The organism is Limnohabitans sp. T6-5 (genome assembly GCF_003063315.1).
GTDB lineage: Bacteria > Pseudomonadota > Gammaproteobacteria > Burkholderiales > Burkholderiaceae_C > Limnohabitans_A.
The window spans coordinates 1,002,233-1,017,825 of the sequence record NZ_NERV01000002.1 but is presented as its reverse complement, the minus strand read 5'-3'; the positions used below and the strand labels follow the sequence as shown (position 1 = coordinate 1,017,825).

General features: G+C 58.9%; 17 protein-coding genes. 15 read left to right on the top strand and 2 right to left on the bottom strand.

Annotation, left to right across the window (positions count from 1 at the left end):
• The first annotated feature begins 112 nt into the window (after positions 1-112).
• The 15 genes from B9Z51_RS10600 to B9Z51_RS10525 all read left to right on the top strand — a co-directional run bounded on the left by B9Z51_RS10600 (position 113) and on the right by B9Z51_RS10525 (position 13,401).
• The gene (locus tag B9Z51_RS10600) at positions 113-1,189 is read left to right on the top strand and encodes an ABC transporter substrate-binding protein (RefSeq protein ID WP_108374347.1); all 1,077 of its coding nucleotides are present in this window, start codon (positions 113-115) and stop codon (positions 1,187-1,189) included.
• A 60-nt stretch (positions 1,190-1,249) separates the two neighbouring features.
• Positions 1,250-2,110 carry an ABC transporter permease gene (locus tag B9Z51_RS10595; protein ID WP_369959072.1) on the top strand — a complete coding sequence of 287 codons (861 nt, stop codon included), beginning with the start codon at positions 1,250-1,252 and terminating at the stop codon, positions 2,108-2,110.
• A gap of 12 nt (positions 2,111-2,122) precedes the next feature.
• On the top strand, positions 2,123-2,899 hold the full coding sequence (locus B9Z51_RS10590) for an ABC transporter permease (protein WP_108374343.1): 777 nt from the start codon (positions 2,123-2,125) through the stop codon (positions 2,897-2,899).
• A gap of 11 nt (positions 2,900-2,910) precedes the next feature.
• Complete coding sequence (locus tag B9Z51_RS10585) at positions 2,911-3,747, top strand: ABC transporter ATP-binding protein (protein WP_108374341.1); 837 nt, start codon at positions 2,911-2,913, stop codon at positions 3,745-3,747.
• 133 nt (positions 3,748-3,880) lie between these two features.
• Positions 3,881-4,990, top strand: coding sequence for an ABC transporter substrate-binding protein (locus B9Z51_RS10580; protein WP_108374339.1), 1,110 nt, complete (start codon positions 3,881-3,883; stop codon positions 4,988-4,990).
• A gap of 4 nt (positions 4,991-4,994) precedes the next feature.
• Positions 4,995-6,326, top strand: coding sequence for a sulfatase (locus B9Z51_RS10575; RefSeq protein WP_108374337.1), 1,332 nt, complete (start codon positions 4,995-4,997; stop codon positions 6,324-6,326).
• Positions 6,327-6,334: 8 nt separating this feature from the next.
• Positions 6,335-6,949 carry a glutathione S-transferase C-terminal domain-containing protein gene (locus tag B9Z51_RS10570; RefSeq protein ID WP_108374335.1) on the top strand — a complete coding sequence of 205 codons (615 nt, stop codon included), beginning with the start codon at positions 6,335-6,337 and terminating at the stop codon, positions 6,947-6,949.
• Between the two features lie 317 nt (positions 6,950-7,266).
• Positions 7,267-7,821, top strand: coding sequence for an ATP-binding cassette domain-containing protein (locus tag B9Z51_RS10560; RefSeq protein WP_108374965.1), 555 nt, complete (start codon positions 7,267-7,269; stop codon positions 7,819-7,821).
• A gap of 37 nt (positions 7,822-7,858) precedes the next feature.
• Positions 7,859-8,074, top strand: a complete 216-nt coding sequence (locus B9Z51_RS10555; protein WP_108322464.1) for a molybdopterin-binding protein — start codon at positions 7,859-7,861, stop codon at positions 8,072-8,074.
• Positions 8,075-8,387: 313 nt separating this feature from the next.
• Complete coding sequence (locus tag B9Z51_RS18420) at positions 8,388-8,555, top strand: hypothetical protein (protein ID WP_158272869.1); 168 nt, start codon at positions 8,388-8,390, stop codon at positions 8,553-8,555.
• Positions 8,556-8,758: 203 nt separating this feature from the next.
• Positions 8,759-9,280, top strand: a complete 522-nt coding sequence (locus B9Z51_RS10545; protein ID WP_108374329.1) for a spore coat U domain-containing protein — start codon at positions 8,759-8,761, stop codon at positions 9,278-9,280.
• 133 nt (positions 9,281-9,413) lie between these two features.
• The gene (locus tag B9Z51_RS10540; RefSeq protein WP_233254914.1) at positions 9,414-10,073 is read left to right on the top strand and encodes a molecular chaperone; all 660 of its coding nucleotides are present in this window, start codon (positions 9,414-9,416) and stop codon (positions 10,071-10,073) included.
• A 31-nt stretch (positions 10,074-10,104) separates the two neighbouring features.
• On the top strand, positions 10,105-12,405 hold the full coding sequence (locus B9Z51_RS10535; protein WP_158272867.1) for a fimbria/pilus outer membrane usher protein: 2,301 nt from the start codon (positions 10,105-10,107) through the stop codon (positions 12,403-12,405).
• Positions 12,402-12,962, top strand: coding sequence for a spore coat protein U domain-containing protein (locus tag B9Z51_RS10530; protein ID WP_108374323.1), 561 nt, complete (start codon positions 12,402-12,404; stop codon positions 12,960-12,962). Before B9Z51_RS10535 ends, B9Z51_RS10530 begins: the two co-directional genes overlap by 4 nt.
• A 112-nt stretch (positions 12,963-13,074) precedes the next feature.
• Positions 13,075-13,401, top strand: a complete 327-nt coding sequence (locus B9Z51_RS10525) for a plasmid stabilization protein (protein ID WP_108374963.1) — start codon at positions 13,075-13,077, stop codon at positions 13,399-13,401.
• A gap of 150 nt (positions 13,402-13,551) precedes the next feature.
• Here the strand turns inward: B9Z51_RS10525 and B9Z51_RS18255 are convergent, their stop codons facing one another.
• Both B9Z51_RS18255 and B9Z51_RS10520 read right to left on the bottom strand, forming a co-directional pair.
• Positions 13,552-13,827 (bottom strand): hypothetical protein, encoded by a 276-nt coding sequence (locus tag B9Z51_RS18255; RefSeq protein ID WP_146187741.1) that lies wholly within the window; start codon positions 13,825-13,827, stop codon positions 13,552-13,554.
• Positions 13,828-13,863: 36 nt separating this feature from the next.
• Complete coding sequence (locus tag B9Z51_RS10520) at positions 13,864-15,378, bottom strand: acetyl-CoA hydrolase/transferase family protein (RefSeq protein WP_108374321.1); 1,515 nt, start codon at positions 15,376-15,378, stop codon at positions 13,864-13,866.
• Positions 15,379-15,593: the final 215 nt, after the last annotated feature.

Sequence of the window (15,593 nt, the reverse complement as noted above, 5' to 3'; positions counted from 1 at the left end):
CTATCTATCCATATTCCCAACTCATCTAAGCCATTTCTTATCTGATTTGATTCGTTTTCATCACAAGGCCGCGTGAATAAAGTCACTCCATTGCACAAACAAGGAGTGAGTGATGAACAGACGAATTGCCCTTTGGGCTTTGGCTTGGGGCCTGTTGGGGGGCGCAGTGGCGCAGGCGCAAGACGCCAAAACAGAGGCGGCCGCCGTGATCCGCATTGGTGTGGCCACCGGGGGCGTGGGCAACCCGGTGCGCCATGGTGGCAGCACCACGGCGCTGGCTTATACGGACAAGGTGATTGAAGAAGAGTTCCGCAAGGACGGCACCAAGGTCGAGTGGATTTTTTTCAAGGGCGCTGGCCCCGCTGTGAACGAGGCGCTGGTCAACAAGCAGCTGGACCTGGCCTGGCAGGGCGACTTGCCTTCCATCGTGCACCGCGCTGCCGGGGTCAAGACCAAGATCATTTTGGGCAGTGGCGTGCGCAATGGTTTGTACCTGGGCGTGGCGCCCGAGTCCGCCATCCGCCGCATCGAAGACCTGCGTGGCAAAAAGGTGTCCGTGTTCAAGGGCACCAACCTGCACCTGGCTGCCGTGCGCGCACTGGCCGACCACGGCCTGAAAGAAAAAGACGTCAAGCTGATCAACCTGGACCCGGCGGCGGCGGCGGCGGCGCTGGTGTCCAAAGACATTGACGCGAGTTTTGATTACGTGGGTCTCTTCAACCTGCGTGACAAGGGGCTGGCCAAAATCATCTGGTCTGCGCACGAAGACAACTTCAAGTACACCCGCCAGACCGCATTGCTGGTGACCGACGAGTTTGCCGCCAAGTACCCCAAAGCGGTGGAGCGCGTGGTCAAAGTGATTGTGAGATACGCCCACAAATACTCGGACGAAAACCGCCGTGCCGAGCTGTTTGACGCTTGGGGCAAGGCCGAGTACCCCGACAAGATCTGGCGCGAAGACTTCATTGGCCAGCCGCTGCGCGTGCGCCTCTCGCCGTTGCTCGATCCTTTCTTGGTGGCGCGTTACAAAGATGCGGCCAACGAGTCGTTTGACCTCAAGCTGACCCGAGGCAAGCCCGAGATCGACAGCTGGTTTGACCGCAGCTACCTGAACGCCGCGCTGAAGGAACTCAAGCTGGAAGGCTACTGGCCTGCCTACGCGGCCAACGGCCAGCAGGTCGGCCGCTGAGTGGGGTGTCGGATGCCTGCTGTTCTGAATTTGGTGTTGTCGGCCACTGTGCCTTCGGTTTTGTCCTCCGCAATCACCTCGTCAGTGCCCGTGACGCCGCAGCCTGAAGCCGCCCGCCCAAAAGCGCCTGCGCGCAGCCGGGCTTGGCTGCAGGGGCTTCGCGCCTGGGCGGTGGGCTGGTTGCTCGCCTGGGTAGTGCCTTTGCTCTTGCTGGGCTTGTGGGCTTTGTCCAGCCACCACGAGTGGATCGCCTTGCAGGTGCTGCCCAGCCCGCAGCAAGTGTGGGCCACGCTGGTGGACCTGACCCGCTCGGGCGAGCTGCTGGACAACCTGCAGATCAGTGCGGTGCGCGTGCTCTATGGCTTTGGCATTGGCGCGTCGGTCGGTCTGGCGCTGGGCGTGGGGCTGGGTTTGTCGCGCAGCTTCAACGCCTATGTGTTTCCGCTGTTCAAGGCCATCAGCCAGGTGCCGGTCATTGGCTGGCTGCCGCTCTTGATGTTGCTGGTGGGCATTGACGAGGCGCTCAAGTTCTTGCTGATTGCCAAGGCGGCGCTGGTGCCGGTGGCGGTCAACACCTGCCAGGGTATTCAGGGCGTGGCCAACGCGCATGTGGAGGTGGCCAAGGTGTTTCGCTTCACGCGCTGGCAGTTGCTCACCAAGGTGGTGTTCCCAGCCGCCACGGCGCAGATCTGGAACGGGCTGCGCTACGGCTTCACCCACGCCTGGCTGGCATTGGTTGTGGTGGAGTTGCTGGCCTCGTCCGAGGGCATCGGTTTCATGATCGTCTATGGCCGTCAGCTGTTCCAGCTCGACATCGTGTTGGCCGCCGTGGTGGTGGTGGGCGTGCTGGGTTACCTGATCGACAAGCTGCTGGGCGCTGCCGAGTCGCATTTGCTGCGCTGGCGCAAGCCGGGTTTGTGAGAGGGCCAGAGCATGTTGAATTTGAATTTGAAAAATCTGCGCGGCTTGGTGCTGCCATCGGCTTTGCTGCTGTTGTGGTGGTTGGCGGTGGAACTGAAATGGTCCACCTCGCCCATCTTGGTATCGCCCGTGGCAGTCTGGGACCGCGCTGTGGCGCAGGTGGCCAGTGGTGACTTGTGGGCAGCGTTGTCGGCCAGCCTGTGGCGCGATGCGCAGGGCTTTGTGATCGGCACGCTGGCGGGGCTGTTGTTTGGCTCGCTGCTGGGCGCGTCGCGCTGGTTTGAAAAGCTGCTGGGCCCGAGCTTTCACACGCTCAAGCAGATTTCGCTGTTCGCGTGGATTCCGCTCTTGTCGGTGTGGTTTGGCCTGGGCGACAGCGCCAAGATCGCCTTCATTGCCCTGGCGGCGTTCTTTCCGGTGGTGCTCAACACCTTTGAGGGTTTTCGCAGCGTGCCGCGTGAGCTGATCGAGGTGGCCCGGGTGTTTGCCTTTTCGCCACTGCAGCTGTGGCGGCGGGTGGTGTTGCCTGCGGCGGCACCGTCCATCTTCACGGGCATTCACCTGTCGCTCATCTACTCCTGGCTGGCCACGCTGGGGGCCGAATACCTGCTGGTGTCGGGCCAAGGCATTGGCAACACCTTGATCGACGGGCGCGAGCACTTCTGGATGGACCTGGTGCTGTTCGGCGTGCTGGTGATCGGTGCGGTGGGCTATGTGCTCAACCTCGCGCTGTCATTGATTGAAAAACGATTGTTGGCATGGCGTCAAAACACCATTGCCCAGTATTGAAAGAGTCACTCATGGCACACGCCGGAACTTTGGCCATCACGGGCCTTTACAAAAACTACCAGGTCAAGGGCGAGACCTTGCCTGTGTTGCAAGACATTAACCTGAGCATCGCACCGGGCGAGTTTGTGAGCATTGTGGGCACCAGCGGCTGCGGCAAGAGCACGCTGCTGCGCCTGATCATCGGGCTCGAAGAAGGCTACGACGGTCAGATCGCCCTCGACGGTCAGCGCGTCAAAGGCACCAGCTTGAAGCGTGGCATTGTGTTCCAGGAGCACCGCCTGTTCCCCTGGCTCACAGTGGAAGAAAACATTGGTTTGGGCCTGCTCAACTCTGACCTGACCGAAGGCCAGCGCCGCCAGGCGGTGCGTGAGCACATTGCGCTGGTGGGTCTGCAGGGCTTTGAAAAGGCCTATCCCTACCAACTGTCAGGCGGCATGTCGCAGCGCGTAGCGATTGCGCGTGCGCTGGTCAACCGGCCCGAGATCTTGCTGCTCGACGAGCCTTTTGGTGCACTGGACGCGATGACCCGCGCCCACCTGCAGCAAGAGCTCAAGCGCATCTGGCAGAGCGAGGGCATCACCATGATTTTGGTGACGCACGACGTGGAAGAAGCTGTGTACTTGGGCGACCGCGTGGTGGTGATGGAGCCGCGCCCCGGTCGCATCCGCCGCACCATCCCGGTAGAGCTGCCACACCCCCGCGACCGCGCCAGCTACGCCTTTGCCCAAGTCAAAGACCGGGTGCTGGCCGAGTTTGCCGAGCACACCAGCGCCGAGCTGGCCGAGCCGCCATTGCGCGAGCCCTTGCCCGAGCAAGCTTCCATCAATGCGTGGCAGTTCGCCGTGTAACCCCGTTTTTGTAGGAGCCGCGCCCTCGCGGCGATCGGTTTGTCCACAACGCGCAGTGAGCTGCTCAACCGGCTCATCGCGGCGGGGGCGCCGCTACTACACAACTTCTTCCTTTTTTGATTGAAAGCACAACATGACAACATCCCTCACTCATCGCATCCCCCGCCGCGTGGTGGCTTCGGCGCTGTTCGCTGTCGCCAGCTCGGCGCTGCTGTGGTCGTCCGCTGCGAACGCAGCCGATGCACCCACCGTCATCCGCATCGGCTCGCCTGACCTGGGTACGGCAGGCAAACCATCTGTCAGTGCGGGTCCGCTCACGGTGCTGCAATCCAACAAATGGCTGGAGCAAGAGTTCGCCAAAGACGGCATCAAGATCGAGTGGAACTTCTTTCGGGGTGCAGGCCCGGTCATTGCCGAGGGCCTGGCGGCCAAACAGCTCGACGTGGTGTTCCTGGGCGATCTGGCCTCGGTCATCGGCCGCGCACGCGGCTTGCCCACCAAATACATCTTTGCTTCAGGCAGGGGTTCCAACAGTTATCTGGCCACCGCGCCCGGCGTGGACATCAAGACCGTGGCCGACCTGAAAGGCAAGAAAATTTCGGTCCTCAAAGGCACGGCGTACCAGCGGCCGTTTGACAACCTGCTGGCTTCGGCGGGTTTGACCGAAAAAGACGTGAAGCTGATCAACCTGGATTGGCCCAGCTCCAAGACGGCGGTGGTGGCCAAAGAGATCGATGCCACCTTTGGCGGCTCGGACCTGTTCCTGCTCAAGGACAAGGGCGTGAACATCCCCATCAGCACCAAGGGGCGCGGCGCGGAGTTCAAGATCGATGCGGGCGTGTTGGCCACCGAGGACTTCATTGCCAAATACCCCGAAGTCACTGCCCGCTTGGTTAAGCAGCTGGTGCGTGCGGCGCATTTCGCGTCACAAGAGTCCAACCGCGAAGCCTTCATCAAACTGTCGGTCGAGCACAGCGGCAACCCCGAGCTGGGCATCCGCTCGGAGTTGGAGGGTGAAAACCTGAAAGAACGTTTTTCGCCACTGATCGACGACGACCTGGTGGCCGACTACCAGCGTGTGGTGGACGAGGGCCTGAAGTTGGGCTTGATCCGTCAGGCCTACAACGTCAAGGACTGGTTTGCCCCGCAGTTTGTGCTGCAGGCTGTCAAGGACCTGAAGCTGGAGAATTTCTGGACCGAGCTGGACGCGCAGGGTAAGGCCATCAAAGTCAAGGCGAAATGAAGTCATGACTGCCAAGCAACCCAATATCGTTTTCATTCTGGCCGATGACTTGGGCTGGGCCGATTTGAGCGTGTATGGCCAGACCGCCTTCACCACGCCCCACCTGGACCAGATGGCCACCGAGGGCGTGCGCTTCACGCAGGCCTATGCCAACTCGGCGGTGTGCTCGGCCACGCGCTTTGCGCTGATCACCGGGCGTTACCAGTACCACTTTCGCGGTGGGCTGGAGGAGCCTTTGGTGCGGCAAGCGCAGCGCTACGGCTTGCCGCCAGAGCACCCCACGCTGCCGTCGCTGCTGCGCGATGCGGGCTACAACACCGCGCTGATCGGCAAGTGGCACTTGGGCAGCTTGCCCAGCTTCGGGCCGCTCAAGAGTGGTTACCAGCGTTTCTTTGGCAACTATGGCGGTGCCATCGATTACTTCACGCACAAGCCAGGCGTGGGCGAGGCGGTGCCGCGTGACCTGTACGAAGGCGAAGTGCCGGTGGAAAGGGTGGGCTATTACACCCAACTGCTGGCCGACGAGGCCAGTGGCTGGATCGGTGAGCAATCGAGCGACAAGCCCTTCTTTTTGTCGCTGCACTTCACCGCACCGCACTGGCCCTGGGTGGGTCCGGATGACGAAGAGGTCTCGCGCAATCTGAAAGACCTGTTCCATTACGACGGCGGCAACCTCGCGACCTATGCGCGCATGGTGCGCTCGCTGGACAAGGCAGTGGGGCAGGTGCTGGGTCAGCTCAAGTCGCAGGGCTTAGATGAGAACACCATCGTGGTGTTCAGCAGCGATAACGGCGGTGAGCGCTTTGCCAAGACCTGGCCCTTCACCGGGCAAAAGACCGAGCTGCTCGAAGGCGGCTTGCGCGTGCCCACGCTGTTGCGCTGGCCTGCAGGCGTGCGGCCACAGGTGAGTGAGCAAGTGAGCATCAGCATGGACTGGCTGCCCACTTTGCTGGCTGCGGCGGGCATTCAGCCCCACCCCGACTACGCGCCCGACGGCGAGAACATCTTGCCCGTGTTGCAGGGCCAGGCCCCGGTGCGCGAGCGCAGCCTGTTCTGGCGCTACAAGGCGCAGGCCCAGCGGGCGGTGCGCGAGGGGCCCTACAAGTACCTCAAGATCAATGAGCATGAGTTTTTGTTTGATGTGGTCACTGACACGCTGGAGCGGGCCAACCTCAAAGACAAGCTGCCCGAAGTCTTTGCCCGCCTGCGCCAGAAGTGGGAAGACTGGAACGCCCAGTTCATCCCGATCACCGACGAGGTGTTCACCCACGGTGTGACGCCTGACATCCAGGCCGACCGCTACCAACCCGAGCGCGCCACGCGCGACAAGATTTGAGGACGCTCATGAAACTGTACATCGCACCCGGGGCTTGCAGCTTTGCCAGCCATGTTGTGGTTCAAGAATTGGACTTGCCTGTCGAGGTGGTGACGGTGTCGCTCACCGACCCGCAAGGCCTGCACAAGCAGGTCAGCCCGTTTGGGCGCGTGCCCGCCTTGCAGCTGGACGATGGCACGGTGATCGCCGAGAACACGGTCATCTTGCCTTTTCTGGCTGACCTGGTGCCCGGCACCAGCTTGTTTGCGCCTGCTGGCAGTGTGGAGCGTGCCCAAATCCAGTCTTGGTTGGGATACCTCAGCAGCGAGGTGCACACCGGATCGTTCCGGCCGATCAACCGGCCAGGGCGCTACCACGCAGATGCGGCACAACATGATCAGGTGCGTGCCAGTGGCATCGCGCTCTTGCGCGCAGCGCTTGCACCCATCGCGGCGCATTTGCAAACGCGCACCTGGCTGGTGGGCGAGCGCTTTACCATTGCAGATGCTTATCTCGGGGTGTTTTTGGGTTGGCTTGCACGTGCGCCGGGCAAGCCTTTCAAAGACGAAACGCTGGATGCGTATTACTTGCGCTATCAGCAAAGGCCTGCAGTGAAGGTGGCTGCTGATGCCGAAGTGGCATGAAACCTAGCCGTTGAAGGCGTGAACAGTGCGACCGTCAGAGAGATGGCGGCCACGATGATCATGGCGATGGCGAATGCAATAAAAAATTCGTTTGTCGCGTGTGCACTGTGGTCAAAATCTGATGGGTTGGTGTTGGATGTTTTGTGTGTGGTCATGCATGAATTGGATCACTCCAATCCTCGGTGGTCCACGAAAAAATGCGCACAAACATATTTACTTTTTTTGGCGCGGCACATCCTTCATCGTTTTTTGTATATCAAAGCGCAATAAAAGTCGTTGTCTTGCGACCGGTGAAAACCTCAGAACGAGAAAACGACATGACGGAACACAATACATCCATAGGGCAGGGAGTCGTGCGCGTGCAGGCCCTTGCCTTGGGCAAAATCTATGGACAGCGCCGCGTGCTGCAAGGCACTGAGCTGGTGATCGAACCTGGCGAGTTTGTCGCCATCGTGGGCCGCAGCGGCTGCGGCAAGAGCACCTTGCTGCGCCTGGTGGCGGGGCTGGAGCCCGCCACACAAGGCGACCTGCTGCTCGACGAACCGCTGGGCGCGCTCGATGCACTCACCCGCATCGAGATGCACGAGCTGATCGAAAACCTTTGGAAGGCCAACGGCTTTACCGCTCTGTTGGTCACTCATGACGTGCAAGAAGCCGTGGCCCTGGCCGACCGCGTGATCCTGATCGAAGACGGCGCGATTGCGCTCGATGAACGCATTGACCTGCCGCGCCCACGTTCGCGTGGCGATGCCCGCTTTGCGGCGACTGAAAAACGCATCCTCGACCGCGTGCTGCAACGCGAAGACCCCGAGCCCAGCGTCGACACGGCGTGGATCACCACCCCCGCCTGCGGCCTGCGCTGGGCCATCTGAACCTCTTTTTTCAAACGGACTTTTCAAGGAGAAAACCATGTCCATTCAAGCCATCAACGTTCGCAACCAATTCAAAGGAAAGATCAAAGAGATCATCCGTGGCGATGTCGTCTCCGAGATCGACGTCGAGACCCCCTGGGGCATCGTGACCTCGGTCATCACCACCCGCTCGGTGGACGACTTGGCGCTCAAGGTGGGCTCCGAAGTGGTCGCCCTGGTCAAGTCGACCGAAGTGTCGATTGCGAAACTGTAAAGCGGCTGTCCCTCCGCAAAAATCTCCGGTTTGAGCCTTGAAATTTCACCAACTCAAATGGTCGTGCGAAGCCGTGCGCTGCGGCTTCAACCTGATCGAAGTGGCTCACATGCTGTTCGCGTGCTAGCCCGGTGGCCCGATGAATTTGCGATCTGCAGGATGAACGCGGTGTCGAGATTTTTGTGCGACATGGCAAACGCCTCACCGGACTCACGCTGCAGGTCTGGATGCGTGGGCATCGTCACGTCGATTGCGGTGGATCCCGGCTGCAACTCCCGCTGCTCGTGCCCACCACTGCCACCTGGGCCTGGCAGTGGCTGCGCAGTGTGGCGTCCTGAATGCAGACGGTCAGGCCCAGCCCGATTTGCGCTTGCAGGGACCTGCGACGCTGGACACTTTTGGCGACCCGATCGGGGCCATGTTCATCGGTGTCCATGAACACAGCATCGTGCCCGATGTGCTGCGGGCCTTGCAGCATTGAGCTGAGGAGCGGTCAAAGAAATTTGTTGGTTGTTTATCTCTTGAAGAATTCCATTGTTCACCTTGTTGACTCCCGCCTTGCTGATCAGGGTTTGGGTGAGTTTGCGCACATTCATGGTCAGGAGTTGAACGTAACATAAAAAATTAACTCAGCAGTAAACATTGCCTGCTGATGACAATAGATCATTGAAAGGAAAATTAGGTATGAACTGCATTCAGAGGTTCGTCCGATATATGCTCCTGTTGTTGGGTGTGGGCTGTGCCATGGGTAGCCATGCAGCGACGCAAACAGCAACAATGGACGTGAGCGCCATCATTGTGGCCAGTTGTAAGTTGTCGGTCATGGCGTTGAAATTCGACAATGTCGAGCCAGGAGTCGACAAGAATGCCGCGGCTGTGCTGGCGTCGACTTGTACATCAGGTACAGCTTTCACGCTTGATTTGAGTAATGGCGGTCAATCCACGACAACAGGCGGCACAGGCGACCAGTTCCGTCGGCAAATGGCTTCCGGTAACAATCTCTTACCTTACATGCTTTACCAAGATGGCAATGTGGAGATCGGGGCCAGTGCAACAAGCGCGGGTAATGAAAATCTTTTGAAAAATGGCATGGGTACTGGCGAGGAACAATACGTGAACATTTATGGTCGTGTCATTGGTGCCGAGACCAAGAAAAGTCGCGCAGGAAATTACAGTGACCAAGTCGTCGTCACCATCGCGTTCTGATGTCGGTTTTATAAATTTTCGGAGACGCCAAACTTTCCAAATATGGAAATTTTCCCGACAACTGAGCTTGCTGGTTATGTGCTTGCTTGTCGGAGTTAGCACGCCTGCGCAGGCTGCCATCACGATCTCACCCGTGATTGTCAATGTGCCGCCCGATGGTCGCGCAATCATCACGGTGCGCAACGAGCGACAGCGCGAGGTGTTGTACCAAATCAGTGTCTTTCGCTGGCTTCAAGTCGACGGGGTTGACCGGTATGAGGCCGCGCAAGACTTTATTGCTAGCCCGCCCATGTTCACCTTGGCCGCTGCTGAGTCGCAGATTATTCGCGTGGGGTTTCGCAACCCTCAGCGCTTGCCCGTTGAGCAGTCTTATCGATTGTTTCTGGCCGAGGTGCCCCGCCCCGGTGAGAACTCAGCTGAGCGCGGCGTTGTTGAATTTGCCATGCAATACGCGATTCCTGTTTTTGTGGCGTCTTCGAATCGCACAGGTCCACTCTCCTTGGTGTGGCAAATACGCGAGGAAGGTGGCGCGTTGGTTGTGCGCGCGGACAACCCTTCATCCACTCACACGGTACTGAACATGGTGGGTCTGACTCAGCAATCTGGACTTGATGTCCCAGCAGAGATGGCCAGCAAAAGACGAACCACCGTGTTGGCCCATGCATGGCATGAATGGCGCTTTCCAGTTGCGCATGACAGGTTGCATCTTTCGTGGCGGATCGTGGTTCGACAAAATGATGCTCAGACTGTCGAGGTCGTTCCTCATGCTGAAATGCGCCCCCATTTGCGCTAAAGCATGCAAGGGCGTAGGGCCGCACTTTCTCGTGTTTGTTTCTATTGTGATGTTGGGCGCAGCGAGTGCGGCCAACATGAGCAGTGGTTTTTACGGTGTGGTGGTCAATGGTGTCACGCAAGCAGGTTTTGCACTGCTTGTTTTCGATGCGCAAATTCGCCCTCTCATGGCCTATCAAGACTTTTTGACACTGGGATTTTCAAAGACTATCCCCCCCGTCATTCAAGATGGCATGTCGCTGGTTCCCCTGTATGGAAATGAAGGCATGGTCGTGAAGGTCGACACCAAACGCCTTCTGGTCACTCTGGATGTAGAACCCCATTGGTATGCGCCCACCCGCATGATCCTGAATGCACCGCAAGTGGGAACGCCCCTGCCCGCACCGTTGGGCGCGCTGCTGAACTACAGCTTGCAAGCCAGTCGCAGTGGTAAAGCATCTGTTGCAATGAACAGTACCCAAGTGCTGTCATTGTTCGGTTCTGCAGGTTTGCTGCAGTTGACGACTGCCATGAAGTCCGTTGAGTCACGTCAGGCCACTTTGAATCCTGCGAAGGAGAAAAAGTTCATGCGCTTGGGCACCACATTTTGGCGTGATGACCCGGAGCATCTGACCACGCTGACTGTGGGCGACGATGTGCTGCAGGCGGGCACCGGTGTGCCCAGCGTGCGTTATGGCGGTGTCTCTTGGCAAAGCAATTTCGGACTGAATCCATCCTTCTCCACGCTGGAAACGCCTAAGCTATTTGACGCTGCCCGTTTGCCCAGTACGTTGGAGTTTTTTCTCAACGACCGTCGTGTGGGCTCTCCCATCACGGTGGCACCGGGTCCCTTTGAAATCAGTGGCTTGCCCACCGTGGGAGTCAATGGCGCGGTCAAAGTCCTCATCCGTGATGCGCTGAACAACGAACGCGTCGTCGTTGTGCCATATTTGCAAACGCCAAGCCTGTACCGTCAAGGCCTGCACGGCTTCAGTTACACCGCAGGTTTGTTGCGACCTGATCTTGACCGATATGAAACCCCATTTCTGGCCAGTTCGCACCGTTGGGGGCTCACGCGCAGGGTGACACTCGATGCGGGTGCTGCGCTCAGTACGCACCAACGCAGCGCCGGTGCAGGTGCGACCATGGCCCTGTTTGGTCAGGCCATCGGGAATGTCAATGTTGCCTTCAGTCACTCCCCATCAGGTGCGGGGAAAAAGCTGGGTGCATCGGTTCAATGGCAAGACAGCCGGGCAAGCATGGGCGCCAGCTACAGCCATGCATCTTCTGCTTTTGAACTGCTGGGTGATGCTTGGAATGCCCGTCAGCGACCAAGAGACGACATGCGTTTTTTCGCAGCGCATGCCTTGGGCTCAGAGCTGGGCAGCGTCAGCCTCAGCTGGGGCCGTCTCTCAGACTGGTCAGGCAAGTCGCGTTCCATCAGCAGTGCGGGGTGGACCAAAAGTTTTGGCGTGACGAACGTCTCGCTCAGCGCTGTGCGTAGCCCCGATGGCACGCAACTTCAGATCATGGTGAATATTCCTCTGGAGCGAGGAGCGTTCTTGAGCACCAGTGTGCAAAAGCACAGGAGTGGAACGTCGGCCCGTATCGATTACGCCACGACCCCGGTGACAGACAAAGGCGTGGCCTGGCGCGGGGGCATGGAAGTGAATGATGCTGAGGCCACAGCTGAACGAAGCCGATTTTTTGCAGGCATGGACATGCGTTCGGATTGGGGTGAACACGGCTTGGACTGGGTGAGTGCCCCGAAAGGCGCATCCTGGCGCGCTCGCACTGCAGGCAGCTTGGGACTGCTTGCAGGGCATCGGTTTTATGGCCCACCCATTCACGGCGGCTTTGCATTGGTGTCCACTGGCGATGCCCCCGATATACCCATCTACAGATGGAACTTGCCTGTGGCCGTCAGTGACTCGCAGGGCATGGCTTTGGTCACGACGCTGAACCCGTACCAAAAAAATTTGCTGACCATCAAGCCTGAAGAAGTCCCGCTGCAATACCGCGTCGCCAGCAACGAGGTCACGGCCATTCCAAGAGGACGCGGCGGTGTGTTGGTGGATTTTTCGATTGTGCGTGAACGACCTGCGGTGCTGGTGTTGACGTCGCCAGACGGTCAACCTTTGCCCGTGGGCGCCAGAGTCCATGTCCTTTCCAGTGGCGAGACGGCATCAGTCGGTCTGCGCGGTGAGGCCTACCTGCAAAACTTGCCTGCAAAAACCGAGGTGGAGGTGCGCGTGAAACAAAAAATGTGCCGTGTATCCATTGATAGCCCTCTCACCACCGATCCGCAACCACGCCTTGGGCCTTTCGTCTGCGACCTGCGAGAAATGCCATGAACATGGTTGACCTGATGGACTGTGCGCACAAGCCAATGGGCGTGCCAAAAAATGCGCGCCCTATGGGGCTTGCTCTTGCCTTGTTTGTAGGCATTTTGTTGGCATGCCCTGATGGGGTTCACGCGGGCACCGATGACCTGGCGTCAGTGGAATGCAACCTGCAATCCACACGCCTGAACTTTGGAACACTGGCCCGATACAGACCACTCTTGGTGCAAGGTGAAGGCGAGGTGACCGTGACATGTCAAAACCTGTCGCAAGAAGTCCGTACGGTGGATATTTCTGTTGCCTTTTCGCGAAACGGATCACACACGGCCCTTCTTCAGTCGGGTCATGATGCTTTGTATGTGGATTTTTTTCTGGATGCCCAATTGGTTCAATTTTGGGGTGATGGCTCTAATGGGGGTCAAGCTTTGCAAGTCATTCTGAAATTGGGACCCGGAGAACGAAAGCTTTTGCACCTGCCAGTGCATGCGCTTTTACAGAATCGACGAGATGCCCGAGCTGGTGAGTACCTTGTTCAGGTTCCGATTCAGATGACGACTGTGCCGAGGTGATCTCCAAGTCATCATGCGCAGAGGCAGTTGTTTGCAGCGCATGCCTGTGCCTCAGCCCATCCGGATGTATTCATTTGCTTTTCACAACCAAGCCAACACCGAAGGAGTTGTCATGCCCAAAAAAGCCTGGAGCGCCAAACGCGAACGTCAATACGAACACATCAAGGACAGCCTTCTTGAGTCTGGCAAGCCTGAGCCGCTGGCCGAAGAGATTGCAGCGCGGGTTGTCAACAAGGAACGTGCTCGACACGGTGAATCCGAGACTGCCAGCGCGTCTTCTCTCAACGACATGTCCTCAGGACAACGTGGTGGCATGCGTTCCCACAAAGGCCCGGGTGGGCGAACATTGCTTCAGCTTCGCAACGAGGCCCGCCAGCGTGGCCTCAAGGGGCGATCGAAGATGAACAAGGCGCAGCTTGAAGCCGCTTTGTCGTCATGAACCCAGAGGTGGCCGCAGAGCTTGCCGCCAGCAATTGATCATCGACCTGCGGCTATCTCCGCAGGTAAGTTGTGCGCTACGCCGAAGTCCGGAATGCTCCTCAAGGCCTCAAGGCCTCAAGGCCTCAAGGCATCAAACGCCTCAAACGCCTCAAAGGCCATCCAGTTGCTGGCTCAGGTTCAGCCTATACGGCACCGCATCATCTTCACGGTCGATCAGGCGTTTTGAACCCGCATCACAACAAGTCTCCTGAATGTGGGTACTGGTGATGTGTGTTGAACTGCGTCCATTGCCGTCCCATGCCAACGTACTTTTCATTCTGACGAATTCACCAGCAGTTGAGTTCTTGTGCAAGGGTGAAGTTTCATGCGCTGGCAGTTGCTGAGCATTACCGCTGCACCTCAAACTGTCGGGGTCTTTGGGCATCAATCTGCGAACGTTTGTTGCATTGCCCGCCAATGCTCACATTTGCCCGGTCTTCAGATACCGGCTGTGCCAGCTCAACGCCTCATTCAGCATGTGCGGTGTGTGCAGGCCCGCGCCGCTGTGCTTGGCCCGATCCATGTAGTCCCACAGTTGAGGCCTGAAGCTGGGGTGGGCGCAGCGTTCCACGATCAGCTGGGCGCGTTGCGTGGGGGCCAGGCCGCGCAAGTCGGCCAGGCCTTGTTCGGTCACGATGACGTGCACATCGTGTTCGGTGTGGTCGTGGTGCGAGACCATGGGCACGATGCACGAGACCTTGTCGTCTTTGGCTGTCGAGGGGCTCATGAAAATCGACAGGTGGGCGTTGCGCGCAAAGTCGCCCGAGCCGCCAATGCCGTTCATGATGCCCGAGCCCATGATGTGGGTGGAGTTGACATTGCCGTAGATGTCGGCCTCGATCATGGCGTTCATGGCGATCACGCCCAGGCGTCGGATCAGCTCGGGGTGGTTGCTGATTTCTTCGGGGCGCAGCACGATGCGCTGGCGGTAAAAGTCGATGTTCTCGTTGAACTCGGCCAGTGCCGTGGGACTGAGCGACAAGGCCGTGGCCGATGCAAAAGCCAGCTTGCCCGAGCGCAGCATGTTGAGCATGCCGTCTTGCAGCACTTCGGTGTAAGCCGTGAGGTTTTTAAATGGGCCTTCGTTGAGCCCGGCCAGCACCGCATTGGCCGTGTTGCCGACCCCCGATTGCAGCGGCAGCAGCGATGGCGGCAGTCGACCGGCTTTGACTTCGTGTTGCAGAAAGTCAATCAGGTGCCCGGCGATTTGGGCCGACACCTCATTGGGCGCATAAAAGGCCGAGTTGCGGTCCGGGTGATCGGTGATGACCACAGCAACCACCTTGGACACATCGCAGTGCAGGTAGGGCGTGCCAATGCGGTCACTGGGGTGGGTCAGGGCGATGGGCTGGCGGTGCGGCGGTCTGGTCGTGTCGCGCTCAATGTCGTGCATGCCTTCGAGCGCTGGGTTCTGGTGCAGGTTGACTTCCAAAATGATGCGCTGGGCCTGGTCCAGCCAAGTTGGGTTGTTGCCCACCGAGGTGGAAGGGATCAAACGCCCATCAGGCAGTATGCCGACCACTTCGACCACGGCCACATCGAGCGGGCCCAGAAAACCTGCACGGGCCATGGGTGCCACATGCGACAGGTGCATGTCGGTGTAGCGCATTTGCCCGGCATTGATCAGCTGGCGGCAAGTGGGGTCTGATTGGTAGGGCAGGCGCATCTGGATGCCATGTGCCTGGGCCAAGATGCCGTCCAGCTCAGGTGCGGTCGAGGCGCCAGTCCACAAGTTGATGCTGGCCTGGGTTTGTCCCGCTGCATGCAGGGTAGCCAGCCGTGCGGCCAGGGCTTGCGGCACGGCTTTGGGGTAGCCCGCACCGGTGAAGCCGCTCATGCCCACATTGGCCCCGACCGGGATCAGCTCGGCCGCTTGCGCGGCAGACATGACTTTGGCGTGCAGGGCGGCATTCTGGATGCAGGTGGCAAGGCTCATGGAGACTCCGGTGGGGTCAAGCGTGTGTGCAAGGCCCATGCATGACCGCATGTCGGCAAGTGAAGAGAGGAAAAGTCTAACAGTCCCTTTCAGGACGCAAACTCTCTGGTTGCCATGAATCGGATCGATGCGTCAGATGCCGAGCTGCTTGCTGAGCGCCACAGCCCAAGAAAAAAGCCACTGGGTGCATTTGCACACAGTGGCTTTTTGATTTT